The sequence below is a fragment of the Nitrospirillum amazonense genome (assembly GCF_007828035.1).
Taxonomy (GTDB): domain Bacteria; phylum Pseudomonadota; class Alphaproteobacteria; order Azospirillales; family Azospirillaceae; genus Nitrospirillum; species Nitrospirillum amazonense.
On record NZ_VITV01000005.1, the window covers coordinates 85,797 to 109,352 of the forward strand.

Annotated in this window: 26 protein-coding genes; 15 read left to right on the forward strand and 11 right to left on the reverse strand. The window is 67.2% G+C overall.

Annotation, left to right across the window (positions count from 1 at the left end):
- Nucleotides 1–13 precede the first annotated feature (13 nt).
- Together FBZ87_RS15495 and FBZ87_RS15500 are read right to left on the reverse strand one after the other, a co-directional pair.
- Complete coding sequence (locus FBZ87_RS15495) at nt 14–391, reverse strand: hypothetical protein (RefSeq protein WP_145611212.1); 378 nt, start codon at nt 389–391, stop codon at nt 14–16.
- 11 nt (nt 392–402) lie between these two features.
- On the reverse strand, nt 403–1,491 hold the full coding sequence (locus FBZ87_RS15500; protein WP_145611213.1) for a hypothetical protein: 1,089 nt from the start codon (nt 1,489–1,491) through the stop codon (nt 403–405).
- A gap of 196 nt (nt 1,492–1,687) precedes the next feature.
- On the opposite strand from FBZ87_RS15500, the gene FBZ87_RS15505 reads away from it, so the two are divergent.
- Complete coding sequence (locus FBZ87_RS15505; protein WP_186454785.1) at nt 1,688–2,179, forward strand: DUF3280 domain-containing protein; 492 nt, start codon at nt 1,688–1,690, stop codon at nt 2,177–2,179.
- A 3-nt stretch (nt 2,180–2,182) separates the two neighbouring features.
- On the opposite strand, the gene FBZ87_RS15510 is transcribed toward FBZ87_RS15505, so the two are convergent.
- The gene (locus FBZ87_RS15510) at nt 2,183–3,457 is read right to left on the reverse strand and encodes a M24 family metallopeptidase (RefSeq protein WP_145611215.1); all 1,275 of its coding nucleotides are present in this window, start codon (nt 3,455–3,457) and stop codon (nt 2,183–2,185) included.
- 135 nt (nt 3,458–3,592) lie between these two features.
- The gene (locus FBZ87_RS15515; protein ID WP_145611216.1) at nt 3,593–4,267 is read right to left on the reverse strand and encodes a glutathione S-transferase family protein; all 675 of its coding nucleotides are present in this window, start codon (nt 4,265–4,267) and stop codon (nt 3,593–3,595) included.
- A 92-nt stretch (nt 4,268–4,359) separates the two neighbouring features.
- Between FBZ87_RS15515 and FBZ87_RS15520 the strand changes: the two genes are divergently transcribed.
- The 4 genes from FBZ87_RS15520 to FBZ87_RS15535 all read left to right on the forward strand — a co-directional run bounded on the left by FBZ87_RS15520 (nt 4,360) and on the right by FBZ87_RS15535 (nt 7,745).
- Entirely contained in the window at nt 4,360–5,190 is an 831-nt protein-coding gene (locus tag FBZ87_RS15520; RefSeq protein ID WP_211106961.1) for a helix-turn-helix transcriptional regulator, read from the forward strand.
- Complete coding sequence (gene lspA / locus FBZ87_RS15525) at nt 5,187–5,696, forward strand: signal peptidase II (protein ID WP_145611218.1); 510 nt, start codon at nt 5,187–5,189, stop codon at nt 5,694–5,696. Before FBZ87_RS15520 ends, lspA begins: the two co-directional genes overlap by 4 nt.
- 82 nt (nt 5,697–5,778) lie before the next feature.
- Nucleotides 5,779–7,047, forward strand: coding sequence for a 3-(3-hydroxy-phenyl)propionate transporter MhpT (gene mhpT / locus FBZ87_RS15530; protein ID WP_246134425.1), 1,269 nt, complete (start codon nt 5,779–5,781; stop codon nt 7,045–7,047).
- 65 nt (nt 7,048–7,112) lie between these two features.
- Nucleotides 7,113–7,745: a trimeric intracellular cation channel family protein gene (locus tag FBZ87_RS15535; RefSeq protein ID WP_145611219.1), complete on the forward strand. Its 633-nt coding sequence runs from the start codon at nt 7,113–7,115 to the stop codon at nt 7,743–7,745.
- 3 nt (nt 7,746–7,748) lie between these two features.
- On the opposite strand, the gene FBZ87_RS15540 is transcribed toward FBZ87_RS15535, so the two are convergent.
- A complete protein-coding gene (locus FBZ87_RS15540) occupies nt 7,749–8,234 on the reverse strand; it encodes a DUF6491 family protein (RefSeq protein ID WP_145611220.1) in 486 nt (161 codons plus the stop codon).
- 175 nt (nt 8,235–8,409) lie between these two features.
- Between FBZ87_RS15540 and FBZ87_RS15545 the strand changes: the two genes are divergently transcribed.
- The 5 genes from FBZ87_RS15545 to proB all read left to right on the forward strand — a co-directional run bounded on the left by FBZ87_RS15545 (nt 8,410) and on the right by proB (nt 12,567).
- On the forward strand, nt 8,410–9,213 hold the full coding sequence (locus FBZ87_RS15545) for a class I SAM-dependent methyltransferase (protein WP_145611221.1): 804 nt from the start codon (nt 8,410–8,412) through the stop codon (nt 9,211–9,213).
- Nucleotides 9,214–9,401: 188 nt separating this feature from the next.
- Nucleotides 9,402–9,719 (forward strand): 50S ribosomal protein L21, encoded by a 318-nt coding sequence (gene rplU / locus FBZ87_RS15550; protein ID WP_004272539.1) that lies wholly within the window; start codon nt 9,402–9,404, stop codon nt 9,717–9,719.
- Between the two features lie 37 nt (nt 9,720–9,756).
- Nucleotides 9,757–10,038 (forward strand): 50S ribosomal protein L27, encoded by a 282-nt coding sequence (rpmA, locus tag FBZ87_RS15555; RefSeq protein ID WP_004272538.1) that lies wholly within the window; start codon nt 9,757–9,759, stop codon nt 10,036–10,038.
- Between the two features lie 255 nt (nt 10,039–10,293).
- Complete coding sequence (gene obgE / locus FBZ87_RS15560; RefSeq protein WP_145611222.1) at nt 10,294–11,376, forward strand: GTPase ObgE; 1,083 nt, start codon at nt 10,294–10,296, stop codon at nt 11,374–11,376.
- A 3-nt stretch (nt 11,377–11,379) separates the two neighbouring features.
- Nucleotides 11,380–12,567, forward strand: a complete 1,188-nt coding sequence (gene proB, locus FBZ87_RS15565) for a glutamate 5-kinase (RefSeq protein ID WP_145611223.1) — start codon at nt 11,380–11,382, stop codon at nt 12,565–12,567.
- Between the two features lie 39 nt (nt 12,568–12,606).
- Here proB and FBZ87_RS15570 read toward each other — a convergent pair whose 3' ends face one another.
- Together FBZ87_RS15570 and FBZ87_RS15575 are read right to left on the reverse strand one after the other, a co-directional pair.
- Nucleotides 12,607–13,989 (reverse strand): hypothetical protein, encoded by a 1,383-nt coding sequence (locus FBZ87_RS15570; RefSeq protein ID WP_145611224.1) that lies wholly within the window; start codon nt 13,987–13,989, stop codon nt 12,607–12,609.
- Between the two features lie 161 nt (nt 13,990–14,150).
- On the reverse strand, nt 14,151–14,873 hold the full coding sequence (locus FBZ87_RS15575; protein WP_145611225.1) for an HAD family hydrolase: 723 nt from the start codon (nt 14,871–14,873) through the stop codon (nt 14,151–14,153).
- Nucleotides 14,874–14,971: 98 nt separating this feature from the next.
- Here FBZ87_RS15575 and FBZ87_RS15580 point away from each other — a divergent pair, with 98 nt between their 5' ends.
- A complete protein-coding gene (locus FBZ87_RS15580) occupies nt 14,972–15,250 on the forward strand; it encodes a hypothetical protein (RefSeq protein ID WP_145611226.1) in 279 nt (92 codons plus the stop codon).
- Here the strand turns inward: FBZ87_RS15580 and FBZ87_RS15585 are convergent.
- The gene (locus FBZ87_RS15585) at nt 15,237–16,448 is read right to left on the reverse strand and encodes an MFS transporter (RefSeq protein ID WP_186454786.1); all 1,212 of its coding nucleotides are present in this window, start codon (nt 16,446–16,448) and stop codon (nt 15,237–15,239) included. The genes FBZ87_RS15580 and FBZ87_RS15585 overlap by 14 nt on opposite strands.
- Nucleotides 16,449–16,594: 146 nt before the next feature.
- Here FBZ87_RS15585 and FBZ87_RS15590 point away from each other — a divergent pair, with 146 nt between their 5' ends.
- Complete coding sequence (locus FBZ87_RS15590; RefSeq protein ID WP_145611228.1) at nt 16,595–17,224, forward strand: helix-turn-helix domain-containing protein; 630 nt, start codon at nt 16,595–16,597, stop codon at nt 17,222–17,224.
- 12 nt (nt 17,225–17,236) lie between these two features.
- Here FBZ87_RS15590 and metW read toward each other — a convergent pair whose 3' ends face one another.
- Together metW and metX are read right to left on the reverse strand one after the other, a co-directional pair.
- Nucleotides 17,237–17,872 carry a methionine biosynthesis protein MetW gene (gene metW, locus FBZ87_RS15595; protein WP_145611229.1) on the reverse strand — a complete coding sequence of 212 codons (636 nt, stop codon included), beginning with the start codon at nt 17,870–17,872 and terminating at the stop codon, nt 17,237–17,239.
- A 4-nt stretch (nt 17,873–17,876) separates the two neighbouring features.
- The gene (metX, locus tag FBZ87_RS15600) at nt 17,877–19,082 is read right to left on the reverse strand and encodes a homoserine O-acetyltransferase MetX (protein ID WP_145611230.1); all 1,206 of its coding nucleotides are present in this window, start codon (nt 19,080–19,082) and stop codon (nt 17,877–17,879) included.
- 131 nt (nt 19,083–19,213) lie between these two features.
- Here metX and FBZ87_RS15605 point away from each other — a divergent pair, with 131 nt between their 5' ends.
- The 3 genes from FBZ87_RS15605 (at nt 19,214) to FBZ87_RS15615 (ending at nt 22,255) form a co-directional block, all read left to right on the forward strand.
- On the forward strand, nt 19,214–20,077 hold the full coding sequence (locus tag FBZ87_RS15605; protein WP_145611231.1) for a chorismate mutase: 864 nt from the start codon (nt 19,214–19,216) through the stop codon (nt 20,075–20,077).
- Between the two features lie 190 nt (nt 20,078–20,267).
- The gene (gene hisC, locus FBZ87_RS15610; RefSeq protein WP_145611232.1) at nt 20,268–21,368 is read left to right on the forward strand and encodes a histidinol-phosphate transaminase; all 1,101 of its coding nucleotides are present in this window, start codon (nt 20,268–20,270) and stop codon (nt 21,366–21,368) included.
- Entirely contained in the window at nt 21,365–22,255 is an 891-nt protein-coding gene (locus tag FBZ87_RS15615; protein ID WP_145611233.1) for a prephenate/arogenate dehydrogenase family protein, read from the forward strand. Before hisC ends, FBZ87_RS15615 begins: the two co-directional genes overlap by 4 nt.
- A 151-nt stretch (nt 22,256–22,406) precedes the next feature.
- Here FBZ87_RS15615 and FBZ87_RS15620 read toward each other — a convergent pair whose 3' ends face one another.
- Nucleotides 22,407–23,486, reverse strand: a complete 1,080-nt coding sequence (locus FBZ87_RS15620; RefSeq protein ID WP_186454787.1) for a DUF2125 domain-containing protein — start codon at nt 23,484–23,486, stop codon at nt 22,407–22,409.
- Nucleotides 23,487–23,556 lie beyond the last annotated feature (70 nt).

Genomic DNA, 23,556 nt, shown 5'->3' on the forward strand with positions numbered 1-23,556 from the left:
CCGCCGCCATTGCCTATTCGAAGGCCTTGATGAAGTCGTCCGGCTTCCAGTCGGCGATGACCTTGAAACTGACCACGTTCAGATAGGCGCTCGGATGCTTGGAGCCGGCGAGGACCTCGTCCCACACGGCGCGTGCCTCCTCCGGCAGGCGACCGAAGAGATAGGCGGCGGCATAAACGCGCACGCCGTCATCCTCGTCCTTCAACAGTGGCACCAAGGCCATGCGTCCCTCAGGGACACCCGTGTCCAGAGCCTGGACGGCGTTGCCCATCTTCGGCAGGCAGGCCTTCATCGTCCGGCGATTGCCCATGATATCGGCATGGAAGTACCGTTTGACCTGGGTGCGGAATTCCTCGATCAGCGCGGCGGCGCTGGCGTCTTTTCCAGTCATAGCGTGGTCCCCTACTTCACCAAGCCGAGGGAGCGCATGACCTCCAGGCCCTTGCGCATCCGTTCCTCGAACGGGGCCGTCTTCAGGTATTCGCGTAGGCTGATGGGCGCGCCCTTATAAGCGGGGCGATTGAAGGCGGCCGTGACTTCCTCATGCAGCAGCCTGGGCACTAGGACGATGTTCCGCGTCGAGTTCACCAGTTCGGCCGGAATGCCGTCGCCAATGGCCGACTGCTCCACGATGTGGTGATAGTCGTAGCCGGGGCCGGCGGAGCCGTACCTCTTCCCCAACGCGTCGATCCCGTCCTCAGGGACCTCGGTCTTCTTGAAGGCGTCGTAGGAGGAGAAGGAAATCTCCTCGCTGGTGACCATCAGTTCCTCCGCGGTGCGCACGCCCGCGTCCGCGAACGCATGAACGGCGGCCACTTCAGCCGCCAGGGACTTCAACCGTCCCCCAAGTTCGGCCAAGTCCACCAAGAGCGCCGCATCACCCAGCACATCAAGCACTGGGACGGCGTTCGAGGCCAGTTCCAGCGCGATACGGCCCAGGCGGCGCCGGGTGAGAAGTTCAATGGCGGTTTGCCGGAATGCCCGCCGCACGGCGCGCTGGGCGGTGGTTTTAACCGCTTCCCGCAAGGCGGCCGTATCCTCCGTTTTGGGTTCGGGGGCGTCGGTTTCCGCCTGGTCCGCTTCGCTGAGTCCGCCATCCTTGGGCCGGAATTGGCCGCCCTTGCCCTCGGGGGATCCTTTCGGCCAGCCGGGATGATCAGGGTCGTCTGGGCTGGCCTTGGCCACGCGGGTGGTGGGTGGCAGGTCAAGGTACTGCGCACCGATGACGGCGCGCGCCAGACGGCCCTCGTTCAGCGCCTGGGCCACGGGCGACAGGCGGGCGTGCAGCCGTCGCGCATCGATCGCCCGTCCGGAGGTCGCCGTGACCAGCGCGTCCAACTCGGCGGCGGGGCGCGGCACCCATCCGGCGCTGGTCTTCACCAGCAGGCGGATGGAATTCCAGAGGGGGCCCTGATCATCGCAAACGACACCGGGCTTCACCTGTGGCGGGGCAAGCCGGTGGCCATACGTGGCGTGGAACGCCCCGTTCATGCCGCTCTCCATCTCTGTATTGACGAAGCGAAATGAGAACATAGAGGGAACGATAAGTCAATTCGGATTCTCGCGCTTTAAGCGCAAAAGGGAACGTGGATACCCACCTGCGGATTCATGGCTATCTCCATCCAAAGTCCATCCTGCCTTCCGTCCGCACTCGCGCCATGCTGCCGCCCGAACTTGGGAGGCGCTTATGGCCAAGGTCATGGGATGGATGGTGTTGGTGGTGACGCTGCTGGCGGGGCGGGCCTGGGGCTCAGCCCCGCCCACCGCCGTGTTCGACGTGCAGTTCGTCAACAGCTCCCCCGCCGACACCACGGCGGAGGAGACGGCGCGGGTGGCGCGGCTGGGGCAGGCGCTGCGGGCGGCGCTGGCGAAATCGGGACGCTACTCCCTGGTGGACATGACGCCGTGGGCCGCCACGCTGGCGGCGAAGCCGGCCCCGCGCGACTGCCCGCCCTGCGCGCTGGAGATCGCAGCCCAGGCGGGGGCCACGGTGGCCGTCATCGCCTGGGTGCAGAAGGTCAGCAACCTGATCCTGAACCTGAACATCAGCATCCGTGACGCCGCCACCGGCCAGGTGCTGAAGGGCGGCAGCGTCGACATCCGCGGCAACACGGATGAGTCCTGGGACCGGGGGCTGAAGTTCCTATTGGAGGAACATGTGTTGGAAGAAGGAAAGTAGGGTTCAGATCGGCTGGTCGAGGGAGGCCGCCAGCGGGGTGAACAGCTTCGGTCCCGTTTCCGTCATGTGCCAGCAATCCTCCAGCCGGATGCCGAATTCGCCGGGGATGTAGAGCCCGGGTTCGTCGGAGAAGCACATGCCGGGCTCCAGCGGTGTGGTGTCGCTTAAGACCAGGTAGGGGGACTCGTGGCCGTCCAGGCCGATGCCGTGGCCGGTGCGGTGCGACAGGCCGGGCAGGCGATAGCCGGGGCCCCAGCCTTCGCCCTCGTAATAGCGGCGCACGGCCTTGTCGATGTCGCCCACGGGAATGCCCAGCTTGGCGGTTTCCAGCGCGATCTCCTGCCCGCGCTTCACCGTGTCCCACACCTTGCGCTGGCGGGCGCTGGGGGTGCCGAAGACCCAGGTGCGGGAGATGTCGGACTGATAGCCGTGCACGGCGCAGCCCACGTCCAGCAGCACGGTGGAACCGTCCTTCACCACCTCCGGCTGGATCGAGCCGTGGGGATAGGCGCTGGCCTCGTTCAGCAGCACCAGGGAGAATTCGGGCCGGCCGCCCAGGGCGGCCGTGGCGCTGTCCACCAATGCTGCGATGTCGGCGGCGCGCATGCCCGGCCGCACATGGGCGTGGGCGTAGCGCAAGGCGGCCAGCGTCACCTCGTTGGCCACCTGCATCAGGGCCAGTTCCGCCGGCGACTTGTGCATGCGGCAGGCTCGGACCAGGGCGTCGCCGGAGACCAGGTCGTAACCCCTGGTCACCTGGCGGATGCCGTCGATGATGAAGAAGCGGGTGGTGGGTTCCACCGCAACCTTGCCCGCCGCCATGCCCCCCGGGGCCGCGCTGATATCCTTCAGGGCCTGGGCCAGGCGCTGGAAGGGGCTTTCATGTTCATCCCAGGCGCGGACGTCGCCGCCCACCTGCAGGGTCTCGCGCACCGACGGTTCCTCGAACGCGGGAGTCACCACGATGACCTGGCCCTTGGCGGGAATCAGGGCGGCGGTGGTGCGTTCGGAGCGGTGCCAGCGGATACCGGTGAAATAGTCCAGGCTGCTGCCCGATTCCACCAGGAAGGCGCCGATGCCCTGGCGGGCCATCAGGTCCTGCAGCTTGGCGATGCGGGCCCGCCGTTCCTCCACCGCGATGGGCTGGGCACCCGTGGTCAGCGACGTCAGGGCGGCGAGGTCGTCGGTGCCGGACGGGGCGGCGGCCCGGGCCGTGAGGGGAGCGGCGGAGAGAGGAAGGGTGGACGCGGCGGCGAGGAAAAAGCGGCGGCTGACCATGGTGAAGCTGTCCCGGATGTTTTTGGCCGGCCCTCCCGACGTCGGTCAAAAGGGGCCGGCGATCTGGCATCCCTCCTACCACAGCGCTGCCTTCTTTTCCCCGTCTTTCCCGATGGATGCGATGGTTTGGATATCTTATGCGGTCGCCGCACGCTGGCTCATAAACTGGCGCAAGCCGTCCTCCATCTCATCCCACACCCGGGCCAGGGCCGGACTTTCGCGCAAGGACTGGGCGTAGCCGGCGACCGCCGCGTGGCGGTCCAGCAGGTGCGTGCGGCCGGAGAAGCGCATCAGGCCCTCCAGCGTATAGCGCACCGGCACCAGCCAGGCGTCGGCGGTGCTGACCCGGCCACCGAAGGCGAAGGAGCCGCGCGCAGCATCCTCGGCCAGCAAGCCGTTCAGCAGGCCGATGCCACTGTCCAGCTTCGCCAGCTGCGCCTGGATGGCGGCCTCATCCGGCGTCTTGCTGTCGAACAGGCCGAACAGGGGAAAGGTCTCGCGCATCACGTAGTTGTCGGCCACGGCCGTCAGCAGGCGCACGCGGGCATGGTCCACCGGGTCGGCGGGACGCAGGGGGACGGCGGGGAAGGCGTCCTCCAGATACTCCACGATCACGGCCGATTCCGGGATGGACCGGCCGTCGTCCAGCACCAGCACGGGCACCCGCACCATGGGGTTCAGCGCCCGGAAGGCAGGGGAGGTGCGCCAGTCCTCCGGCGGGGTTAGGATGTCGACGGCCAGGTCCTTGGCATAGAGGGCGGCGCGGACGCGTGCGGCGAAGGGCGACAGGGCCAGGGAATAGAGTTTCATGGCGGCTCTCCACAGGAATGGGGATCAGGCGGGACGATAGGCTTGGGGAATTTCGTGGGCTTGGAAAAACGCGACCAGGATGGGGAAAACGCGTGCGCCCGGTGACGGCGGCGCCCAAGGGCGTGCTGGCGCCCGGGGCGGCGGCGCAGCGCTTCCGCCTGGGCCGGTATTTGCCGGCCGAGGATCTGGCGGCGGTGGTGGAGCATTACTGGGTGGTCGCCTGGGACCTGACCGGGCAGCCGCCCTATGTCCAGCGCACCTTGCCCTATCCCGCCGTGAATCTGGTGTTCGAACGGGGCCGCACCGCCATCTACGGCCCCATGCACGGCATCTTCGCCTATGAGCTGCAGGGCGCCGGCCGCGTGTTGGGCATCCGCTTTCGCCCCGCCGGTTTCCGCGCCCTGCTGGGGGCCCCCCTGACCACCCTGGTCGACCGCACCCTGGCCCTGGAGGCCGTGTTCGGCGCCGTGGCCGATGGTGCGGAGGCGGCGGTGCTGGCCGCCGAGGATGACGCCGGCATGGTGGCGGTGGCCGAGCCGCTGGTGCGCCGGAGGTTGATGGATGTGCCGGCGACGGTGGTGGAGATCAACCGGCTGGTGGCGCTGGTGGAGGCCGACCGCGACATCCTGCGGGTGGACGACCTGGTCGCACGCTGCGGCCTGGGCGTGCGCGCGCTGCAGCGGCTGTTCGCCGACCTGGTGGGTATGACGCCCAAATGGGTTATCCGCCGCGCCCGCCTGCATGAGGCGGCGCACCGCCTGGGCCAGGGCGAGGCGGTGGATTTGACCACGCTGGCCCAGGATCTGGGCTATTTCGACCATGCCCACTTCACCCAGGATTTCAAACAGGTCATCGGCCAGTCACCCTCCGCCTATCGCGAGGCCTGTGCCCGAAAGAACGACAGCGGGGATAGTCAAGAATGAGTATTCAGGATCGATTGCGCTGGCTGGTGCCGTCGGCGCTCGCGTGGTTCGTGGCGGACCAGGCGACCAAGGCCTGGCTGAAGCAGGTGCTGACCCCGGGGGTGGATCTGACGGCGCTGAACGGCGCCATCCTGGTGACGCCGGTCAACAACCCGGGCGCTTTCCTGAGCATCGGCGCTGGGCTGGACGACCATGCCCGGGGCCTGGTCTTCACCGTCGGCGTGGCCCTGGTCCTGGCTGCCCTGCTGGCGTGGAGCCTGCGGGCGAAATCCCTCAGCCGCATGGAACTGCTGGGCGCCGGCAGCTTCCTGGGCGGGGGCCTGGGCAACCTGCTGGACCGGCTGGTCCAGGGCGGCACCGTGTTCGACTTCCTGAATCTCGGCATCGGATCCGTGCGCACCGGCATCTTCAACGTGGCCGATGTGGGCCTGATGGTGGGCGTGGCCCTGTTCGTGGCCGGCGGCCTGCTGGGCGGGGGGCCGGTGGGTGGTCGGCGGCGAATTTAGTTATTGTCAGCAACTTTTCTGGACATCCACCGTTCCCGCGCGCACCTTGTTCCCGACCGATAAGAATAAACGGGAGAGGAACGTGCTGAACCATGACGCGGTGGCCGCCCCGGCGAACGCCCCGATCGCGGCGCCACAGGCCCCGGCGGGCGGCCTGATCAACCGCACCACGCTGCTGTGCCTGCTGGTCGCCGTCCTGGAGGGGGTGGATCTGCAGGCCGCCGGCGTGGCGGCGCCCAAGCTGGCCCCCGCCCTGCACCTGGCGCCGCAGGAACTGGGCGCCTTCTTCAGCGCCGGCACCATCGGCCTGTTCCTGGGGGCGCTGGTCGGCGGCCGGCTGGCCGACCGCTTCGGGCGCAAGGCGGTGCTGGTGGTCTCGGTCGCGCTGTTCGGCCTGTTCACGGCCGCGACCGCCCTGTCGCCGGACTTCACCACACTCTTCCTCATGCGCCTGGCCACCGGCCTGGGCCTGGGCGGCACCCTGCCCAACTTGGTGGCGCTGGCGGCGGAGAACAGCCCGTCGGGCCGCAGCGGCGGGGCGGTTTCCCTGATGTACGGCGGCATGCCCCTGGGTGGCGCCATCGTCAGCCTGATCGCCGTCTTCGCCGGGATGGGCGGCGGCTTCGACAGTTGGCGCACCATCTTCTATATCGCTGGTGGCGCGCCGCTGCTGGTTCTGCCCCTGCTGATCTGGGCCCTGCCCGATTCGCAGGCCTTTCGCGCAGCCGCGGCGGCGGACGGGGAGGCCCGGCCCGGCGTCCTAGCGATCCTGTTCGGCGGCGGCCGCGCGGTGGAGACGGTGCTGCTGTGGCTGGCCTTCTTCGCCACCCTGATGGTGCTGTACCTGCTGCTGAGCTGGCTGCCCCTGCTGATGACTGAACGGGGATTCACCAAGCCGCAGGCGGCGCTGATCCAGGTGATGCTGAACATTTCTGGAGCCATCGCTTGCGCCGTCACCGGGCCTCTGCTGGATGGTCCCCGGCGCTTCGGCTACGCCATCACCGTTTTCGTCGGCCTTGCGGTCTTCCTGGTGCTGCTGGCCGTGATGCCGGCCAACCTGGCGGTGGCCCTGTTGGTGGGATTGGGCGCCGGCGCCATGGTCCTGACCACCCAGGCCACTCTCTATGCCGCGGCACCCGCCTGCTACCCCACCGCCATTCGGGGCACCGGCGTGGGCGGGGCGGTGGCTGCCGGGCGCCTGGGCTCCGTCGTGGGGCCGCTGCTGGGCGGCGGCCTGGTGCAGGCGGGGCTGTCGGCACCGGATTTGCTGCTCAGCCTCGTGCCCCTGGTGGCGGTGGGCGGCCTGCTGGCGGTCCTGCTGATCCGGCGGCAGGCGCGCCGCCCGGCCTGACCCCCTCGCCAGCCCGCGCGGGAGCGTGTAACGCTGGCCCCCGTGAGAGTTGCGTGGGGGCGTGAATGGGGAAGAAAACGGATATGGTGCTGTCCGTGGCCGACATGGCCGGCACCGTGCTGTTCGCGGTCGAGGGCGCCATGGCCGCGCTGCGCGGGGGGCTGGACCTGTTCGGCGTCATGGTCCTGTCCTTCGCCACCGCGCTGGGCGGCGGTGTGCTGCGCGACCTGCTGATCGGGGCGGCGCCGCCCACGGCCCTGCGCGACTGGCGCTATCCCGCCATGGCCTTCGCCGCCGGGGCGGCCACCTTCACCGGTCATGCCCTGGTGGGCCAGGTGCCGGTGGGGCTGATGACCACCCTGGACGCGGCCGGCCTGTCGCTGTTCGCCGTGGCGGGCACGGAAAAGGCGCTGAACCGCGACATCCCGCCCTTCAGCGCCGTGCTGATGGGCACCATCACCGGCGTCGGCGGGGGCACCCTGCGCGACATCATGCTGGCCCAGGTGCCGGCCATCCTGCGGGTGGACGTCTACGCCACGGCGGCGCTGCTGGGCGCCGCCGTCATGACCGCCGCTATCCGCCTGGGCGTCGCCCCACGCTACGCGGCGCTGGCCGGCGGCGGGGCGTGCTTCGCCCTGCGCATGGTCAGCGTCTGGCAGCACTGGGCCCTGCCCACGGCGATGGGGCTGCAGGGCTGACTCTCAGTCGCGGCCCTGGTCATCCGGGGCGGGCGTGGCCGCGCCAGCCGGGCCATCGGTCTTCGGCTTGGCCTTCAGGGCGTCGGCGGCGGCCTTGTCGATGGGGATCATGCTGTCGATCAGGCAGACCGGCGGCACCGGCATGCCCACCAGGGTCAGCGGGTCGGTGCGGCACAGCTCGTCATTATGGGAAACGTAGGCGAAGCCGTAGAAGCCCAGCCCGGTGCAGCGGCCGGCCAGGTTGATGCGGATGAACTTGGTTCGGTCCTGCATCTCCACCAGGATGGTGCTTTCATCGATGACCTGGGTGCGGCGGATGGTACGGACCGGGATGCACATCTGGCCCCGGTCCTGCGACTCGGCCTTGGCCGTCTGGGTCCCGGGGGCGCCCTTGTCGGTGGCTGGGTCGGTGGCTGGATCGGTGGCGCAGCCGGCCAGTAGGCCGGCGGCAACGGTTGCGGTGATCAAGGCGGGGGCGAAGCGGAGCATGGCGGGGGCCTCCCAAGGCGTTCACCCTGGAAGGTAAGCGCCGACTCGCCCTGCCACAAGCGGCGGCCGCGTCGCAGGGGGCGGCCTCGCCCCAAATGACAGGGTTCGGGGCGGCGGGTTTTAGAGCTCCAGGCCTAATAGGCGAATCCGCGGCCGCCATGCTAGCATCCGGCCGATGTATAACGATGTCGTCGACCTGCGCGAATTCTACGAAAGCAGCCTGGGCCAGGTGGTCCGGCGGCTGGTGCGCCGCCGCCTGCGCGAGCTGTGGCCCGACGTCAGCGGCCAGCGTGTGCTGGGCATTGGTTACGCCACCCCCTTCCTGCGGCCCTTCCTGACGGAGGCGGAGCGGGTGATGGCCGTCATGCCGGCCGCCCAGGGCGTGGTCTTCTGGCCGCCCGAGGGGCCGGGCCTGGTGACCCTGGGCGAGGAATCGGAACTGCCGTTTCCCAACATGTCGGTCGACCGCGTGCTGCTGGTCCATGGGCTGGAGTTCACCGAGCACCTGAAGCCCATGATGCAGGAGATTTGGCGCGTGCTGGCCGGGGGCGGGCGCCTGATCGCCGTCGTGCCCAACCGGCGCGGCATCTGGGCCCGCACCGACCGCACCCCCTTCGGCCACGGCTCCCCGTTTTCCACGGGTCAGTTGCGCCGCGTGCTGCGCGCCAACCTGTTCGTGCCGGAGCGGGAGACGTCGGCCCTGTTCATGCCGCCGGTGAAGTCCCGATTCTTCATGGCATCGGCCGGGGCGGTGGAAAATCTGGGCGCCCGCTGGTTCAAGGCCTTCGCCGGCGTCCAGATCGTGGAGGCCAGCAAGCAGATCTACGCCACCACCGCCACCCGCGTGGTGGAGCCGCGGCGGCGCCTGGCCCCCTCCGTGGCGCAGCCGGCCTTCTCCGGCTTGGCGGCGGAACGGCGCCTGCTGCCCCGCCTTGCGGCCTCGTCGGGCGTGATCGTGGATCCCGATACGAAGCCCTGAGAATCCCGCAACGGTGCCGGGCGTCGGGATTCCGCGCGGACTCGTATTGGGGGTGCTTGACAGGGCCGAGGTCGCCTGTATAGTGCGCGCTCTCTTAGAAACGGGTCCTGTGCTAGGTCCCGTCGTTCCGTTTTGCGTGGGCGCTGGCCACTCTCGGCTGGGCCCGGCCAGATCAGTGGTGGGCTAGAATGTTCGCAGTCATCCGCACCGGCGGTAAGCAGTACAAGGTCGCGGCCGGCGACGTCATTAAGGTTGAGAAGCTGGCGGGTGACGCTGGCGCCTCCCTGAAGCTGGACGAGGTCCTGCTGGTCAGCGATGCCGGCAACACCACCGTCGGCACCCCGCTGGTGGCTGGCGCCGCCGTGACGGCCACTGTGGTGGCCCAGGCCCATGCGCCGCACATCATTATCTTCAAGAAGAAGCGCCGGCAGAACTACCGCCGCAAGAACGGCCATCGTCAGGACCTGACGATCCTGCGCATCACCGACATCCAGGCCGGCGCCTAATCGGCAGCCGACCTCCTCGATTTAAGGAGTTTTCGAGATGGCACATAAAAAGGCAGGCGGTAGCTCCCGCAACGGTCGTGACAGCGCCGGTCGTCGTCTGGGCGTGAAGGCCTTCGGCGGTGAAGCCGTCGTTTCCGGCAACATCATCGTCCGCCAGCGCGGCACGAAGTTCCACCCCGGCGCCAACGTGGGCCTGGGCAAGGACCACACCATTTTCGCGACCGCCGATGGCGCCGTGAAGTTCCACACCGGCCGTCAGGGCCGCACCTACGTGTCCGTCGAGCTGGCCCAGGAGCCGGTGGCCGTCGCCGCCGAGTAACCTGCCGCTTCGGCACCAGGTGTTTTGACTCTGATCGGGGGGACGGGTGACCGTTCCCCCGATTTGCATTTGCCGCGCGTCGCCCACGCGCTTTCGCTTCTTTCAGCTCTTTTCATAGGCCCCGACCGGGGCCGCCGGAGCGAGCACCGAAGGGCGGAGCGAGGACAAGCCAAGGCCACGGATGTGGCCGCCCGGCGTTTGAGGGGGCCTTTGATCCATCAGGATCAGAGGCCATTGATATAAGGCCCGCCCATCATGAAGTTCCTGGACCAGTGCAAAATCTACCTGAAGAGCGGTGACGGCGGCCCCGGCTGCGTCGGCTTCCGGCGGGAGAAGTTCATTGAGTTCGGCGGGCCGGACGGCGGCAACGGCGGGCGCGGCGGCGACATCGTGATCGAGGCTGTGGACGGCCTGAACACGTTGATCGACTATCGCTACAAGCAGCACTTCAAGGCCCAGCGCGGCGGCCACGGCATGGGCCGCGACCGCTCCGGTGCCGCCGGCGAGCCCATGGTGCTGAAGGTGCCGGTGGGCACCCAGGTCCTGGACGAGGACCAGGAGACGGTGCTGGCCGACATGATGGAGGTGGGCCAGCGCATCGTGCTGCTGAAGGGCGGCGATGGCGGCTTCGGCAACGCCCATTTCAAGACCTCCACCAACCGCGCGCCCACCAAGGCCGGCCCCGGCTGGCCGGGGGAGGAGCGCTGGGTGTGGCTGCGGCTGAAGCTGATCGCCGACGTCGGCCTGGTGGGTCTGCCCAACGCCGGCAAGTCCACCTTCCTGGCCGCCGTGTCACGCGCCCGGCCCAAGATCGCCGACTACCCCTTCACCACGCTGGTGCCCAACCTGGGCGTCGTGCGCGCGGGTGAGGAGGAGTTCGTGGTGGCCGACATCCCGGGCCTGATCGAGGGCGCGCATGAAGGCCACGGCCTGGGCGACCGTTTCCTGGGCCATGTGGAGCGCACCCGCGTGCTGCTGCACCTGGTGGACGGCACGCAGGAGGATGTGCAGAGGGCCTACCGCACCATCCGCCGCGAGCTGCGCGCCTATGGCGGCGGCCTGGCGGAAAAGCCGGAGATCGTGGCCCTGAACAAGGTCGACGCCCTGACCGAGGAAGAGCTGGCGGAAAAGAAGCTGAAGCTGCGCCGCTCGGCCAAGAAGCCCGTCATGGTGCTGTCCGGCGCCACCGGCGAGCATGTGCCCGACGTGCTGTATGCGCTTCTGGAGCAGATCAAGGCTGCGCGCCTGATGGATGGCGAGGAAGCGCGCAGCAAGGCATACAAGGCGCGGTACAATCCTCTGGACGACATCTCCCAGGCCGACAAAGGGACACGTTAGAAAATGAACGACGCCGCCGCCCGCACGGAAATTTCCTCAACCGGGGCGGCGGCGTTGTTTGATGTCCCGCCGGTCACGCAGGCCAAGCGCCTGATCGTCAAGATCGGCTCCGCCCTGCTGGTGGATGGCGAGACGCACCGCATCCGCCGCGACTGGCTGGACAGCGTGTGCGATGACGTGGCCGCCCTGCGCCGCCGGGGCGTGGACGTGGTCATCGTTTCCTCCGGCGCCGTCGCCGTGGGGCGGGAACATCTGGGTCTGGTGGGCCGCCCGCTGAAGCTTGAGGAAAAGCAGGCCGCCGCCGCCACCGGCCAGATCCGCTTGGCCCACGCCTACCAGGAAACGCTTGCCCGCCACGACATCACCGTGGCCCAGGTGCTGCTGACCCTGGACGATACCGAGGACCGCCGCCGCCACCTGAACGGCCGCGCCACCATCGAGACCCTGCTGAAGCTGGGCGCCGTTCCCGTGATCAACGAGAACGACACCGTGGCCACCGCCGAGATCCGCTTCGGCGACAACGACCGCCTGGCTGCCCGCGTGGCGCAGATGATCAGCGCCGACACCCTGATCCTCATGTCCGACATCGACGGCCTTTACACCGCCGACCCGCGCAAGGATCCCGCCGCCAAGCACCTGCCGGTGGTGACCGAGGTGACGCCGGAGATCGAGGCCATGGCGGGGGAACCGCCTGCCGGCTACAGCAGCGGCGGCATGGTGACCAAGATCGCCGCCGCCCGCATCGCCGTGGCCGCCGGTTGCCGCATGGCCATCGTCTCGGGCAAGCGCATGAACCCCCTGGCGGCGCTGGAGAAGACGGCGGAGCAGGGTGGGGCGCTGTGCACCTGGTTCCTGCCGTCGGCCGGCCCCGGCACGGCGCGCAAGCGCTGGATTGCAGGGTCACTCAAGCCAGCGGGGACCCTGGTGGTGGATGAGGGCGCGGCCCAGGCCCTGGCCCGGGGCGGCAGCCTGCTGCCCGCCGGTGTGCGCGGGGTGGAGGGTGACTTTGAGCGCGGCGACCTGGTGGCCGTCCGCACCCAGGCCGGCCGCGTCATAGCCCGCGGCCTGGTCGCCTATTCCGCCGAAGACGCCCGCCGCATCCAGGGCCGCCGCAGCGCCGAGATCGAAGCCAGCCTGGGCTGGCGCGGCCGGGACGAGATGATCCACCGGGACGACCTGGCGCTGGGGTGAGCAGGTTTGGCGAGGACCTTCGAATGGATTTGAATGGAGCTATTGTTTGCTGGCAGATAGCTGCGTATTACCGTCAATAAATTCGACTTCGGATGCGTGCCCCCTATCCGTTGTCCATTTTGATTTCATGTCAAGAAGTGTTTGACCTTTCTTCCCAAGGCCGCCAACGTCTATGACGAGATAAAATCCATGAATTGTTTCTTCTGCCTTTTTGTAGGCTTCGAGCTGATTTGAGTATCCCTGTATCAGCTTTCTATTCGTGGACAGTTTTATCTCGACGAGGACTCTTTTACTGTATCCATTTGAGAATTTAAAGTCCACCGGACCAGTTCCCGAGTCGCCCTCAGGCGTAATGTCTAAGTCATTAGCCTTGCAGTACGAGTCTGCGACGGCGAGAAAAAGTCTCTGAACAGATTTTTCAGGTCTTGGGTGGCCATCTGCCCAAAGTTCTTTCCAAAGTCCTTTATTCTCAATCAAATTCCGGAACTGATCTATTATAGCGGAAACAATGATGGAAACGGATCCAATATCTATATTATGCGGCTTTTCGATTTTAAGGGGATTTTTATCTGCTATATTCCCTATAACGCTGTGCCAGTATATAATTCCTTTCAGATCGGAATCTTGATCATACGGCTCCGATCTGATGTTGTTGATGGCATCACTAAAAACGCGAATTGAATCTGGCGACGAGAAAATTTTCCCACGCACAATGGCCTTATCTTTTCTTATTTTTTCCTTCCATATCTCGCCTAGATGTTTATTGAATTCGTCTCTTATTTCCATGTTCCTTTGAGCTGCAGCCATAATCTCATCCCAATCACCAGCTGCAGGTATTTCTCTCAATATATCCGTTGGTACTAAAATTATGGGTGTATCGTTAGATTGGGTCGGATTTTTAATTAGATTGCAGGAATGGATATTGTGTTGCGGGAAGGAAAAATGCGTTGTTCTCAAATTTAACTCAGACACCACCCTGTCATTAAATTTCAAAATATCTTTAATGATAACATTTGTCGTTAGGTCGCTAATTCTATCTGCTCCAACATTGTCTTCAAACAACATCATTGACGGAAACAATCGTGGGTTTTTTATACCGATATCGACTATTTCCTTTGCAGTACTTATTAGCCGGCTGCTAAGGCCTTTTCCAAAACCATGACCACTTATTGAATCGGCGCCAAAACCCAGACAGGTTCCTTTAATCTCGTTATAGGATATAAGTCTTTCTGCTGCCTTCCATGCGGGATCATTCGGCCGTTTCGTAGCTTCTAACAACTCCATTAATTTTTCGAAATGAGAAGAATAGGTTCTTGATGCTTCTCTCATTTCTGGATGTGCGCTTTTGTCAAGTAAAATAGGATCAATAAATAGCGGCGTATCCATATTCAGAGTCGGATCCATAATGCCAAGTTTCTTCATGATAGCTTGGCTCACTCTAAAATAGCGGGAAAATAGGACTGGATTTCGAATTTTAGCCATTGGGTTCCTCCTTCAATCATATATTACAACTCTGCCCTGTTTTATCAACAGGGGGTCGTATAACCAAAAGAAGGGGGATAGGCTGTGTCGCTTCCGATTCCTTACCTGGACCCTAACGCGCTCGGCAATTCACGTAAGGATGCAAGCTCGGTATAGGGGTGGGGAATCGGGCCGGATACCATCTCATGGGCCCAGGTGGTGTGGTAGGGCACGTGGAAGCCCTGGCCACCTAGGGCCGCCACGGGCAGGACGTCGGACTTCAGGGAGTTGCCGGCCATGGCGAAGTCGGCCGGGGCCACGCCGTGGCGGTCCAGCAGGCGCCGATAGGTGGCGTCATCCTTTTCCGACACGATTTCGATGCGGTGGAACAGGTCGGCCAGGCCGGAGCGGGCGATCTTGCTTTCCTGGTCGAACAGGTCGCCCTTGGTGATCAGCCACACCTCATGGTCCCGCTGCCGCAGGGTCTCGATGACCTCCACGGCACCGTCGATCAGTTCCACCGGGTGGGCCAGCATGGCGCGGCCGCGCTGCACCAGCATCTCGATGGCGATGCCGGGGATGCGCCCTTCCGTCAGTTCCAGGGCGGTCTCGATCATCGACAGGGTGAAGCCCTTGATGCCATAGCCGTAGGTCACCAGGTTGCGCCGCTCCACCAGCAGCAGGCGCTCATCGATGGTGGCTTGGTCCAGGTCGCTGTGGCGCAGCAGCAGGTCGCGGAACTCGGCGTACGAGGTCGAGAACATGGCCTCGTTGTGCCAGAGCGTGTCGTCGCCATCCAGGGCGATGACGCGGGGCGGAAGCGGTCTGGTGGCGGCAGGCGACATGGTTTTCCTGGAAATAACAGCTGTGTGAAAGAGAGTGGATCTATAGTCAGCTACAAAGCGTGTGGAAACCGGCAAGCTGAAATGGGGTTAAGGGTGTGATGGCTGAAGAGGATATGACGCCTCACGACTACAGGATCCGCCGGATGGGCTACGGTTGGCTCTACTTGGGCGCCGTGGTGTTCCTGGCGGGCTTTTCGTTTCTTGTGGCGGCGGCCATCTTCGGATACCGAGGCATCGACCGGGCCACGGGGCAGTCTGAGTCGGCTTGGGTGGCCATTGGCATTCCATGCGTCATGATGGCCGGCTCCAGTGTTTTCATCCTTCTCGGCCGCTGGATCATCCGGCAGTACAAGATGGGGCGCGTCAGTGGTCTGTGACCGGTGTGTCGCTCGCTTCCGCATTTGAAGAAGACGATACCCCCGCCGCCCGCATCAAGGCCAGGCAGAGCAGGGATGCGGCCAGGCCGCAGGCGGCGGCGCTGGTCCAGCCCCAATGGCCGGCGAAGGCGGCGAACAGCGGCGGCCCGATGAGGGAGCCGCTGGCGCCGAACTGGGTCAGCAGGCCGTTGGCGGCGGGCAGGCCCCGGTCCGACCCGGCTACGGCGGGCAGCATGGCGAAGGCCAGGCCGGGATAGACGCCGGACAAGGCGTTGAGCGCGATGACCACGATGCCGGCGATGGTGAGGTCCGGTGCCGGCCCGAACACCAGGAACAGCAGCAGGGCCGGCAGGACGATGCTGAGCGCCATCAGGGCGAAGGAGGGGCCGCGCGCCAGGTCCCGCCCGTGGTTACGGTGGTTCCACCAGCCGGCCACCCCGCTACCCGCCACGGTGGCGAAGGAGGCGACGCCGGTGATGAGCCCGGCGGTGTCGGCGCTGGCGCCCGCCTTGTCTACCAGGAAGGTGGGCAGCATCCCCAGCAGGCCAACCTCGAAGGTGGTGTAGCAGCCGAAGCCCACGGCCAGGGCCCAGGCGTGTCGGGTTGGTCCGGTGCCGCCCGCATCTGCCCCGCGCACCCGCGCCCCGACACCCGAGGTCATGGGCAGGGACAGCACCAGGGCGCCGGCCGCCACCACGCCGCCGCCGAACAGGGCGCCGCGCCACGACCACAACTCCGCCGCCCAGCCGGACAGGATGGCGCCCAGGGCCAGGCCCACGGGTACGAAGCTGCTCCACAGCGCCAGCGCCACGCCGCGCTGGCGCGGGGTCGCCGTCTCCAGGATCAGCATGGGGGCGGCGATGACGGTGGTCAGGTACCCGGCACTCTCCAGCACCCGCCAGGCGATCAGCGCCGCCGGGCCCGGCGCCAGGCTCTCGCCGATACCGCCCACGGCCAGGAAGGCGGTGCCAGCCAGCAGGGCGGGGCGGCGGCCCACCCGCTGGATCAGCCCGCCGGCGATGCGGCCGAAGCCGGCACCGCCGATCTCCAGCAGCGAGATCACCAGGGCCGCCAGGGTGAGGCTGAGGCCCAAATCGCGGGAGATGAGGGGGATCAGGGCCGACATCTTGCCCAGCTGGGCGGCGGCGATGACGCCGACGCAATAGAACCAGATGATCTTGACCCAGCGGCTGTCCATGATGCCCTCGAACGCGTGACGCCCACCGGAAGGGCGGGGGCGATATTTTTGGCATGGCCGGCCTTGATGCGCCGTGAATAAGATATGCATGGACAAGCGGCGGCGTTCTTGCCTGTGCCGCTCCCGCGGTCGGGGACGGAACCATCATGGCCAGCATCACTGCCGCCGTCGGCACCGCCATTGGCACCGCCGTTGGCACTCTGCCGCGCGTGGCTGGTCCCTATCTGGGGCAGTCGCTGCGGCTGTGGCGCACCCTGCGCCGGGTGAAGCAGAGCCATGCCGGCGAATTGCTGGGCGTATCCCAGGCCACGGTCTCCCGCTGGGAATCCGGCACGCTTGTGCCCGACGGCGATGAACAGGCGGCCATCCGCCAACTGATGCAGGCCGGCCTGGACAGTGCCGCCGACCGCGAACTGGCGCGCCTGGTGAACAATTCGGCCGGATCGGTGCACCTGGTCTGTGACCTGACCCATCGCCTGCTGGCTTTGTCGGCGGGGCGGGAGCGGGACTTTGGGCGACCGCGCGCCGACCTGCTGGGCACCTCCCTCTGGCCCTATGCCAGCGACGAGATCCGGGCGGCGGAGGCGACGCTCGCGGACCTCGGCTGGTTCGAGCCGTCGCCGCCGGCATTGGAACTGACCACCCGTGCCAACCGCTCAGCCGAGGTGAGGATCTTCGCCAGCCGTTTCCGCTGGGTGCGCTTTCAACTTTCGGACGGCAGCTTCGCCCGGCTGGTGGATACGATTGCCTATGAGATGCCTGGGCCGGTCGCTTAGGCGTGGCCGCCTCTAGTCCCGCCGCAGCAGGAAAATCCCCTGTTCGCCCGACCAGTTGGCGCGCCAGGTGGTGGCGTCGCTGGTCAGCTGGCGGCCGGCGTGGTCCAGGATGGCGCTGCGCTCCACCGTCACCCCGCCCAGGTCGGCGCACAGCGCGGTGAAGTCGGCGATGGTGCAGAAGTGGATGTTGGGCGTTTCCCACCACTGGAACCCCAGCCGGTCGGTCACCGGCATGCGGCCCGTCAGCAGCAGGGCCAGGCGCACCCGCCAGTAACCGAAATTGGGGAAGGAGACGATGACGCGGCGGCCGATGCGCAGCATCTGCAGCAGCACGCCGCGCGGGTCGCGCGTGGCCTGCAGCGTCTGCGACAGGATCACATAGTCGAAGGCGTCGCTGGGATAATCCTTCAGGTCGGTGTCGGCGTCGCCCTGGATGACGGACAGGCCGCGCGACACGCATTCGCGCACGCCATCCATGCCCAGTTCCATGCCGCGCCCATCGACGCCCTTTTCCCGGGTCAGCAGATCCAGCAGGGCGCCATCGCCGCAGCCGACGTCCAGCACGCGGGCGCCCGTGCTGACCATGTCGGCGATGCGGCGCAGGTCGCCGCGGATGTCGGTGCGGGGGGGGATGACCGTGGCGTCCATGGGATCAGGCCCGCCGTTTCAGGCCGCGATGATCGGCGCACCCGTTGATGAAGCCGCGCATGACCTGGTGGAACTCCGGCTCATCCAGCAGAAAGGCGTCGTGACCCTTGTCCGTCTCGATCTCCACGAAGCTGACGTTGGCGGCCACGGCATTCAGCGCGTGCACCACCGCCCGCGATTCGGAAGTGGGGAACAGCCAATCGCTGGAGAAGCTGGCCAGGCAGAAGCGCACGGGCGTGCCCTTGCCGCCCACGCGGAAGGCCTGGGCCAACTGGCCGCCGTGCTCCGCCGCCAAGTCGAAATAGTCCATGGCGCGGGTGATGTAGAGGTAGCTGTTGGCGTCGAAGCGGTCGACGAAGCTGGCCCCTTGATAGCGCAGGTAGCTTTCCACCTGGAAATCGGCGTCGAAGCCGAAGGTGATGGCCTGGCGGCTTTGCAGGTTGCGGCCGAACTTGCGATGCAGCGCCGCTTCGGACAGGTAGGTGATGTGGGCGGCCATGCGGGCCACGGCCAGGCCGCGCGCCGGGTTGGTGCCGGCCTGCTGATAGGCGCCGTCGCGCCATTCCGGGTCGGCCATGATGGCCTGGCGCCCCACCTCGTGAAAGGCGATGTTCTGGGCCGAATGGCGGGCGGCGGTGGCGATGGGCACGGCGGCGAACACCCGCTCGGGGTAGGACACCGCCCACTGCAGCACCTGCATGCCGCCCATGGACCCGCCGATGACGCAGAACAGCTGGTCGATGCCCAGCGCGTCGATCAGCAGCGTCTGCGCCCGCACCATGTCGCCGATGGTGATGACGGGGAAATCGATGGCATAGGGCTGGCCCGTGGCCGGGTTCACGTCGTGCGGCCCGGTGGACCCCATGCAGCCGCCGATGACGTTGCTGCAGATGACGAAGAACCGGTCGGTGTCCACCGGCTTGCCCGGGCCCACCAGCATCTCCCACCAGCCGGGCTTGCCGGTGATGGGGTGGCGGTCGGCCACGTACTGGTCGCCCGTCAGGGCGTGGCAGACCAGGACGGCATTGGACTTGTCGGCATTCAGGGTGCCGTAGGTCTGGTAGGCCACGGTGAAGGGACCCAGCTGCCCGCCGCCGTCCAGGGGCATGGGCCGATCGGCGCCCAGCACCATGCGGTGTCCGGGCAGGACCCCAAGGGCGGGCGCGGCCGTGGCGCCGGAACTATCCGTGTAGGCAGGCGGGGTGATCATCGTCGGGCGGGCCTTGGAATGCAGCCTGCATGACTAGGAAGCGGGGTACCCCAAGTCAACGTTTTCTTTGATTTTGCGGGGGGCAGGCTCTAAGACTCAGTCGTTTCAGGTCCTATAATCCGAACCCGTCCATGCCCCCTGCCAGCCCCTCCGTCGACGCCCTGCGCCGTGAAATCGATGAGATCGATGCGGCCATCCATGACCTCATCATGCGGCGCGCCCGGGTGGTGGAGCGTATCGCCCAGTCCAAGGCGGGCGCCAAGGTCTTCATCCGGCCAGGGCGTGAGGCAGGCATCCTGCGGCGCCTAGTGGCCCGGCACCAGGGCAGCGTGCCCGTGGCCGCCATCGTGCGCATCTGGCGCGAGATGATCGCCGCCATGACCCTGATCCAGGGGCCCTTCGCCGTCGCCGTGTACGCCCCCGACGACGACCGCCGCCTGTGGGACATCGCCCGCGACCATTACGGCACCGTCACCCCCCTGGCCCCGGCCAACACCGCCCAGGCCGTGCTGCGCGCCCTGGCCGAGGGCAGCGCCACCGTCGGCGTGGTGCCGGTGCCGGAGGAGGAGGAGACGGACCCCTGGTGGCGTTTCCTCATCAGCGACGACACCAAGACGCCCAAGATCATCGGCCGCTTGCCGTTCTGCAGCCGCCCCGGCCAGAAGGAGGGCGGCGACGCCCTGATCCTAGGGGCGGTGCCGCTGGAGGCCACGGGCCAGGATCACACCCTGCTGGGGGTGGAACTGGCGCAGGACATGAGCCGCGGCCGCCTGAAGGACATGATGGAGGCCGTCAACCTGCCCGTGGGGTGGTTCCGCATCTTCCACCTGCCGGGCGGCGGCGGGTCCGTTCACCTGATCGAGGTGGAGGATTTCGTGGATGGCGACGACGCCCGCCTGGGCGCCCTGGCGGAAAAGCTGGGCGATGCCCTGGTGCGCGTGCTGCCCGTGGGCGCCTATGCCCTGCCCATCACGCTGGAAGCCAGGAAGTCCTGAGACGGGCCACCCCGAGTCGCCTCAGGAAGCCCGCCGAGTCGCGCCCCACCGGCGCAGGGCATGCGCCCCCGATTCGCATAAGGCTTTGATAAGACTCACAGCTATCCTTACCTGCGTGCGGGTTTGACCTAAGAACCCGCCGCCCGCGAGAAGAAGACCGCCACCGCCTGCCAGAAGGTTTCCCAGCATCATGTCCGCTCCCGTTCCCAACCCCGGCATTCTCGATATCCATGCCTATGTCGGGGGCGAGGCGCATGCGCCGGGGGCGTCGCGGCTGATCCGCCTGGCCTCCAACGAGGGGGCGCTGGGTCCCAGCCCCAAGGCGATCGCGGCCTACACCGCGGTGGCGGGGCAGATCCATCGCTATCCCGACGGCGGATCCAAGGCGTTGCGCGCCGGCCTGGGCCGCCGCTTCGGCCTGGATGCCGAGCGCATCGTCTGCGGCAACGGCTCCGACGACGTGCTGCAGCTGCTGACCCGTGCCTATGCCGGAACCGGTGACGAGGTGCTGCACACCGTCCACGGCTTCGCCATCTATCCCATTAGCGCGCGCTTTGCCGGCGCCACGCCGGTGGCCGCACCCGAGACCAACCTGAAGACCGATGTGGACGCCTTGCTGGCCCGCGTCACGCCCCGCACCCGGGTGGTTTTCATCGCCAACCCCAACAACCCCACCGGCAGCTATCTCAACAGGGACGAGCTGCGGCGCCTGCACGCGGGGCTGCCGGAGAACGTGCTGCTGGTCATCGACGCGGCCTATGCCGAGTATGTCGACGCGCCGGACTACACCGATGGGTCCGACCTGGTCGACGCATTCAGCAACGTCGTCATGACCCGTACCTTCTCCAAGATTTTCGCGCTGGGCGGCCTGCGCCTGGGCTGGGCCTATTGCCCGGCCGCCGTGGCCGACGTGCTGAACCGCGTGCGCGGGCCCTTCAACGTGGCGTCCAGCGCCCAGGCCGCCGGCCTGGCGGCGCTGGAGGATGTGGAGTTCCTGGAAAAGAGCCGCCGGCACAACGTCCAGGTGCGCGAGTGGTTCGTCGGCCAGGTGCGTGAGCTGGGCCTGGTGGTCCATCCCTCCGTGGCCAATTTCGTCCTGATCTCCTTCGCGGAGCAGAAGGGCGACCGCGCCAACGCCGAGGGCGCCCGGCTGCTGCTGAAGTCGCGCGGCATCCTGGTGCGCCAGGTCGGCTCCTACGGCCTGCCGCATTGCCTGCGCGTCACCATCGGGCTGGAGGATGAAATGCGGGAGGTCGTGGCCGGACTCGCGGATTGGGTGGCCGGCAAATGACCGATACGCCCCTCTACAATCGCATCTGCGTCATCGGCCTGGGCCTCATCGGCTCTTCCCTGCTGCGCTGCTTGATGGCCGACCGTTCCCTGGCGGCCGAGGTGGTGGCCTGCGACCGGTCTGACACCGTCTGCGCCCGCGTGGCGGAGCTGGGCATCGCCGACCGGGTGGAAAGTGACGCCACCATGGCCGTGGCCGGCGCCGACCTGGTCATCCTGTGCACGCCGGTGGGCGCCTATGCCGATGTGGCGGCGCTGATCGGCCCGCACCTGGCGCCGGGCAGCACGCTCAGCGACGTTGGCTCCGTTAAGCAGGCGGTGGTGCGCGACGTCTCTCCCCACGTGCCGGACGGCGTGCACTTCGTGCCCGGCCATCCCCTGGCCGGGACCGAGCACTCCGGCCCCGACGCCGGCTTCAAGGAGCTGTTCCGCGGCCGCTGGCTGATCCTGACCCCGCCGCCGGGCACGGATGCGGATGCTGTGGACCGGCTGGGCCGGCTGTGGGCGGCGTGCGGCTCGCAGATCGAGGTCATGGACGCCAGCCACCATGACCAGGTGCTGGCCATCACCAGCCACCTGCCGCACCTGATCGCCTACACCATCGTCGGCACGGCCACGGATTTGGAGGAGACGACGAAGTCGGAGGTCATCCGCTTCTCGGCCACCGGCTTCCGCGACTTCACCCGCATCGCGGCGTCCGACCCCGTCATGTGGCGCGATATCTTTCTGAACAACCGCGAGGCGGTGCTGGAGATGATCCAGCGCTTCACCGAGGATCTGACGGCCCTGCAGCGCGCCATCCGCTGGGGGGAGGGGGACAAGCTGTTCGACCTGTTCACCCGCACCCGCGCCATCCGCCGTTCCATCATCGACGCCAAGCAGGCCTGATCGGTTCGTTCGCCTCAAGCGCCGGCGGGGCATCCGCCCCTTGGCTATCCTCGCTGCGCCCTTCGGTGCTCGCTGCGGCGGACGCCGTCGCGTCCTTGTCGCTTCGCCCCGTTTCAACTAATGGGTAGCCGCGCTCAGGTTTGAAGCCGGCTTAGCGCCAGGCGATATCGGGGTAATGGGCCACGGTCAACGGGCCCACCTGCAGCTTATGGTCCTGCATCGTGATGGGTAGCTTCAGCGTGGGGGCGCCGCCGTTGGCCTTGGGCTTGGCCAGCAAGGCGACGCCCAGGTGCGCCCAGGTCGCGGCGTTGCCGCGCAGGCTGCCGCCGTCGTGCAGCGCATCCACCAGATTGTCCAGGCCCGACAGTTCCGCCGTGCCCGACCCCTGGGGCTGCAGGTTGGCATCCAGCGCCAGGGTGGCGTTGGCCCCCATGTGCAGGTCGCCCCAATCCAGCTTCAGGCTGTCGATTTCCACCGTGCCGCCCTCCTTGGACCAGGGCGTCACCGCGTCCACGGTGGGCGCGGCCGGCACCGGTCCCTGCACCCGCGCTGCCAGGATCAGGCGCTGCACTGTCGTGCCCAGGCTGCGCACCGGCGGCACGGTCATGTTGGTGACGTCCACATGCAGGGCCAAGCCCGTGCCGGTGTGGTCCGTCGGCGGCGTCAGCGGCCGTTCCACCGTGACGGACAAATTCTCGATGGGGTAGCTGCCGGCCGGCACCAGGCTTGCCGGTGGCGCGTCCGCCGGGGCGCCCTCCGGCGTCGGCAGGGCGGCGGCGACCAGGGTGGCGTGGTTCAGATTCACCTGCACCGAGCGCGGGGCGCCGGTGGCCAGGTCCAGGGTGACGCGGCCGCCGGCGATGGTGGCGGAGGCCTCCAGCGCCGGCCGCCCGCCCTCATGCGGCAGGGTGGCGTGGCCACCCTTGGCCAGGGTCAGCACCACCTGGTCCAGGCGCCAGATGGGCGCGGAGGCCTTGACCGTCTCGGCCGACCAGCTCAGCCCGTCCGGCTTCGCGACCTTCACGTCGGTGGCGGTGATGGAAATGCCCAGGGGAAAGCCGCCCAGCGTGGGCGGCTGATAGGTGATGCTGGCGCCCGCCGCGCGCGCCAGCTCGGTATTGTGCTCCAGCAGGCCCAGCAGGCGGGTCGCCATGCGGTGCCACCACACGGCATAGCCGGTCACCAAGACCAGCACCAGGAACAGGACGAGCGTCAGGGGGCGGACACGCATGGGAAATTCCGAAAGGCAGCGGCCGGGCATGGACGCCGGGGCGATGAGGCCACGCCCGGATGGGCTTGGC

Coding starts and splice junctions, on each gene's coding strand:
- FBZ87_RS15495 (WP_145611212.1), bottom strand. CDS start 391: ATGACTGGAAAAGACGCCAGCGCCGCCGCGCTGATCGAGGAATTCCGC.
- FBZ87_RS15500 (WP_145611213.1), bottom strand. CDS start 1,491: ATGAACGGGGCGTTCCACGCCACGTATGGCCACCGGCTTGCCCCGCCA.
- FBZ87_RS15505 (WP_186454785.1), top strand. CDS start 1,688: ATGGCCAAGGTCATGGGATGGATGGTGTTGGTGGTGACGCTGCTGGCG.
- FBZ87_RS15510 (WP_145611215.1), bottom strand. CDS start 3,457: ATGGTCAGCCGCCGCTTTTTCCTCGCCGCCGCGTCCACCCTTCCTCTC.
- FBZ87_RS15515 (WP_145611216.1), bottom strand. CDS start 4,267: ATGAAACTCTATTCCCTGGCCCTGTCGCCCTTCGCCGCACGCGTCCGC.
- lspA (WP_145611218.1), top strand. CDS start 5,187: ATGAGTATTCAGGATCGATTGCGCTGGCTGGTGCCGTCGGCGCTCGCG.
- FBZ87_RS15535 (WP_145611219.1), top strand. CDS start 7,113: ATGGGGAAGAAAACGGATATGGTGCTGTCCGTGGCCGACATGGCCGGC.
- FBZ87_RS15540 (WP_145611220.1), bottom strand. CDS start 8,234: ATGCTCCGCTTCGCCCCCGCCTTGATCACCGCAACCGTTGCCGCCGGC.
- FBZ87_RS15545 (WP_145611221.1), top strand. CDS start 8,410: ATGTATAACGATGTCGTCGACCTGCGCGAATTCTACGAAAGCAGCCTG.
- rplU (WP_004272539.1), top strand. CDS start 9,402: ATGTTCGCAGTCATCCGCACCGGCGGTAAGCAGTACAAGGTCGCGGCC.
- rpmA (WP_004272538.1), top strand. CDS start 9,757: ATGGCACATAAAAAGGCAGGCGGTAGCTCCCGCAACGGTCGTGACAGC.
- obgE (WP_145611222.1), top strand. CDS start 10,294: ATGAAGTTCCTGGACCAGTGCAAAATCTACCTGAAGAGCGGTGACGGC.
- proB (WP_145611223.1), top strand. CDS start 11,380: ATGAACGACGCCGCCGCCCGCACGGAAATTTCCTCAACCGGGGCGGCG.
- FBZ87_RS15570 (WP_145611224.1), bottom strand. CDS start 13,989: ATGAAGAAACTTGGCATTATGGATCCGACTCTGAATATGGATACGCCG.
- FBZ87_RS15575 (WP_145611225.1), bottom strand. CDS start 14,873: ATGTCGCCTGCCGCCACCAGACCGCTTCCGCCCCGCGTCATCGCCCTG.
- FBZ87_RS15580 (WP_145611226.1), top strand. CDS start 14,972: ATGGCTGAAGAGGATATGACGCCTCACGACTACAGGATCCGCCGGATG.
- FBZ87_RS15585 (WP_186454786.1), bottom strand. CDS start 16,448: ATGGACAGCCGCTGGGTCAAGATCATCTGGTTCTATTGCGTCGGCGTC.
- FBZ87_RS15590 (WP_145611228.1), top strand. CDS start 16,595: ATGGCCAGCATCACTGCCGCCGTCGGCACCGCCATTGGCACCGCCGTT.
- metW (WP_145611229.1), bottom strand. CDS start 17,872: ATGGACGCCACGGTCATCCCCCCCCGCACCGACATCCGCGGCGACCTG.
- metX (WP_145611230.1), bottom strand. CDS start 19,082: ATGATCACCCCGCCTGCCTACACGGATAGTTCCGGCGCCACGGCCGCG.
- FBZ87_RS15605 (WP_145611231.1), top strand. CDS start 19,214: ATGCCCCCTGCCAGCCCCTCCGTCGACGCCCTGCGCCGTGAAATCGAT.
- hisC (WP_145611232.1), top strand. CDS start 20,268: ATGTCCGCTCCCGTTCCCAACCCCGGCATTCTCGATATCCATGCCTAT.
- FBZ87_RS15615 (WP_145611233.1), top strand. CDS start 21,365: ATGACCGATACGCCCCTCTACAATCGCATCTGCGTCATCGGCCTGGGC.
- FBZ87_RS15620 (WP_186454787.1), bottom strand. CDS start 23,486: ATGCGTGTCCGCCCCCTGACGCTCGTCCTGTTCCTGGTGCTGGTCTTG.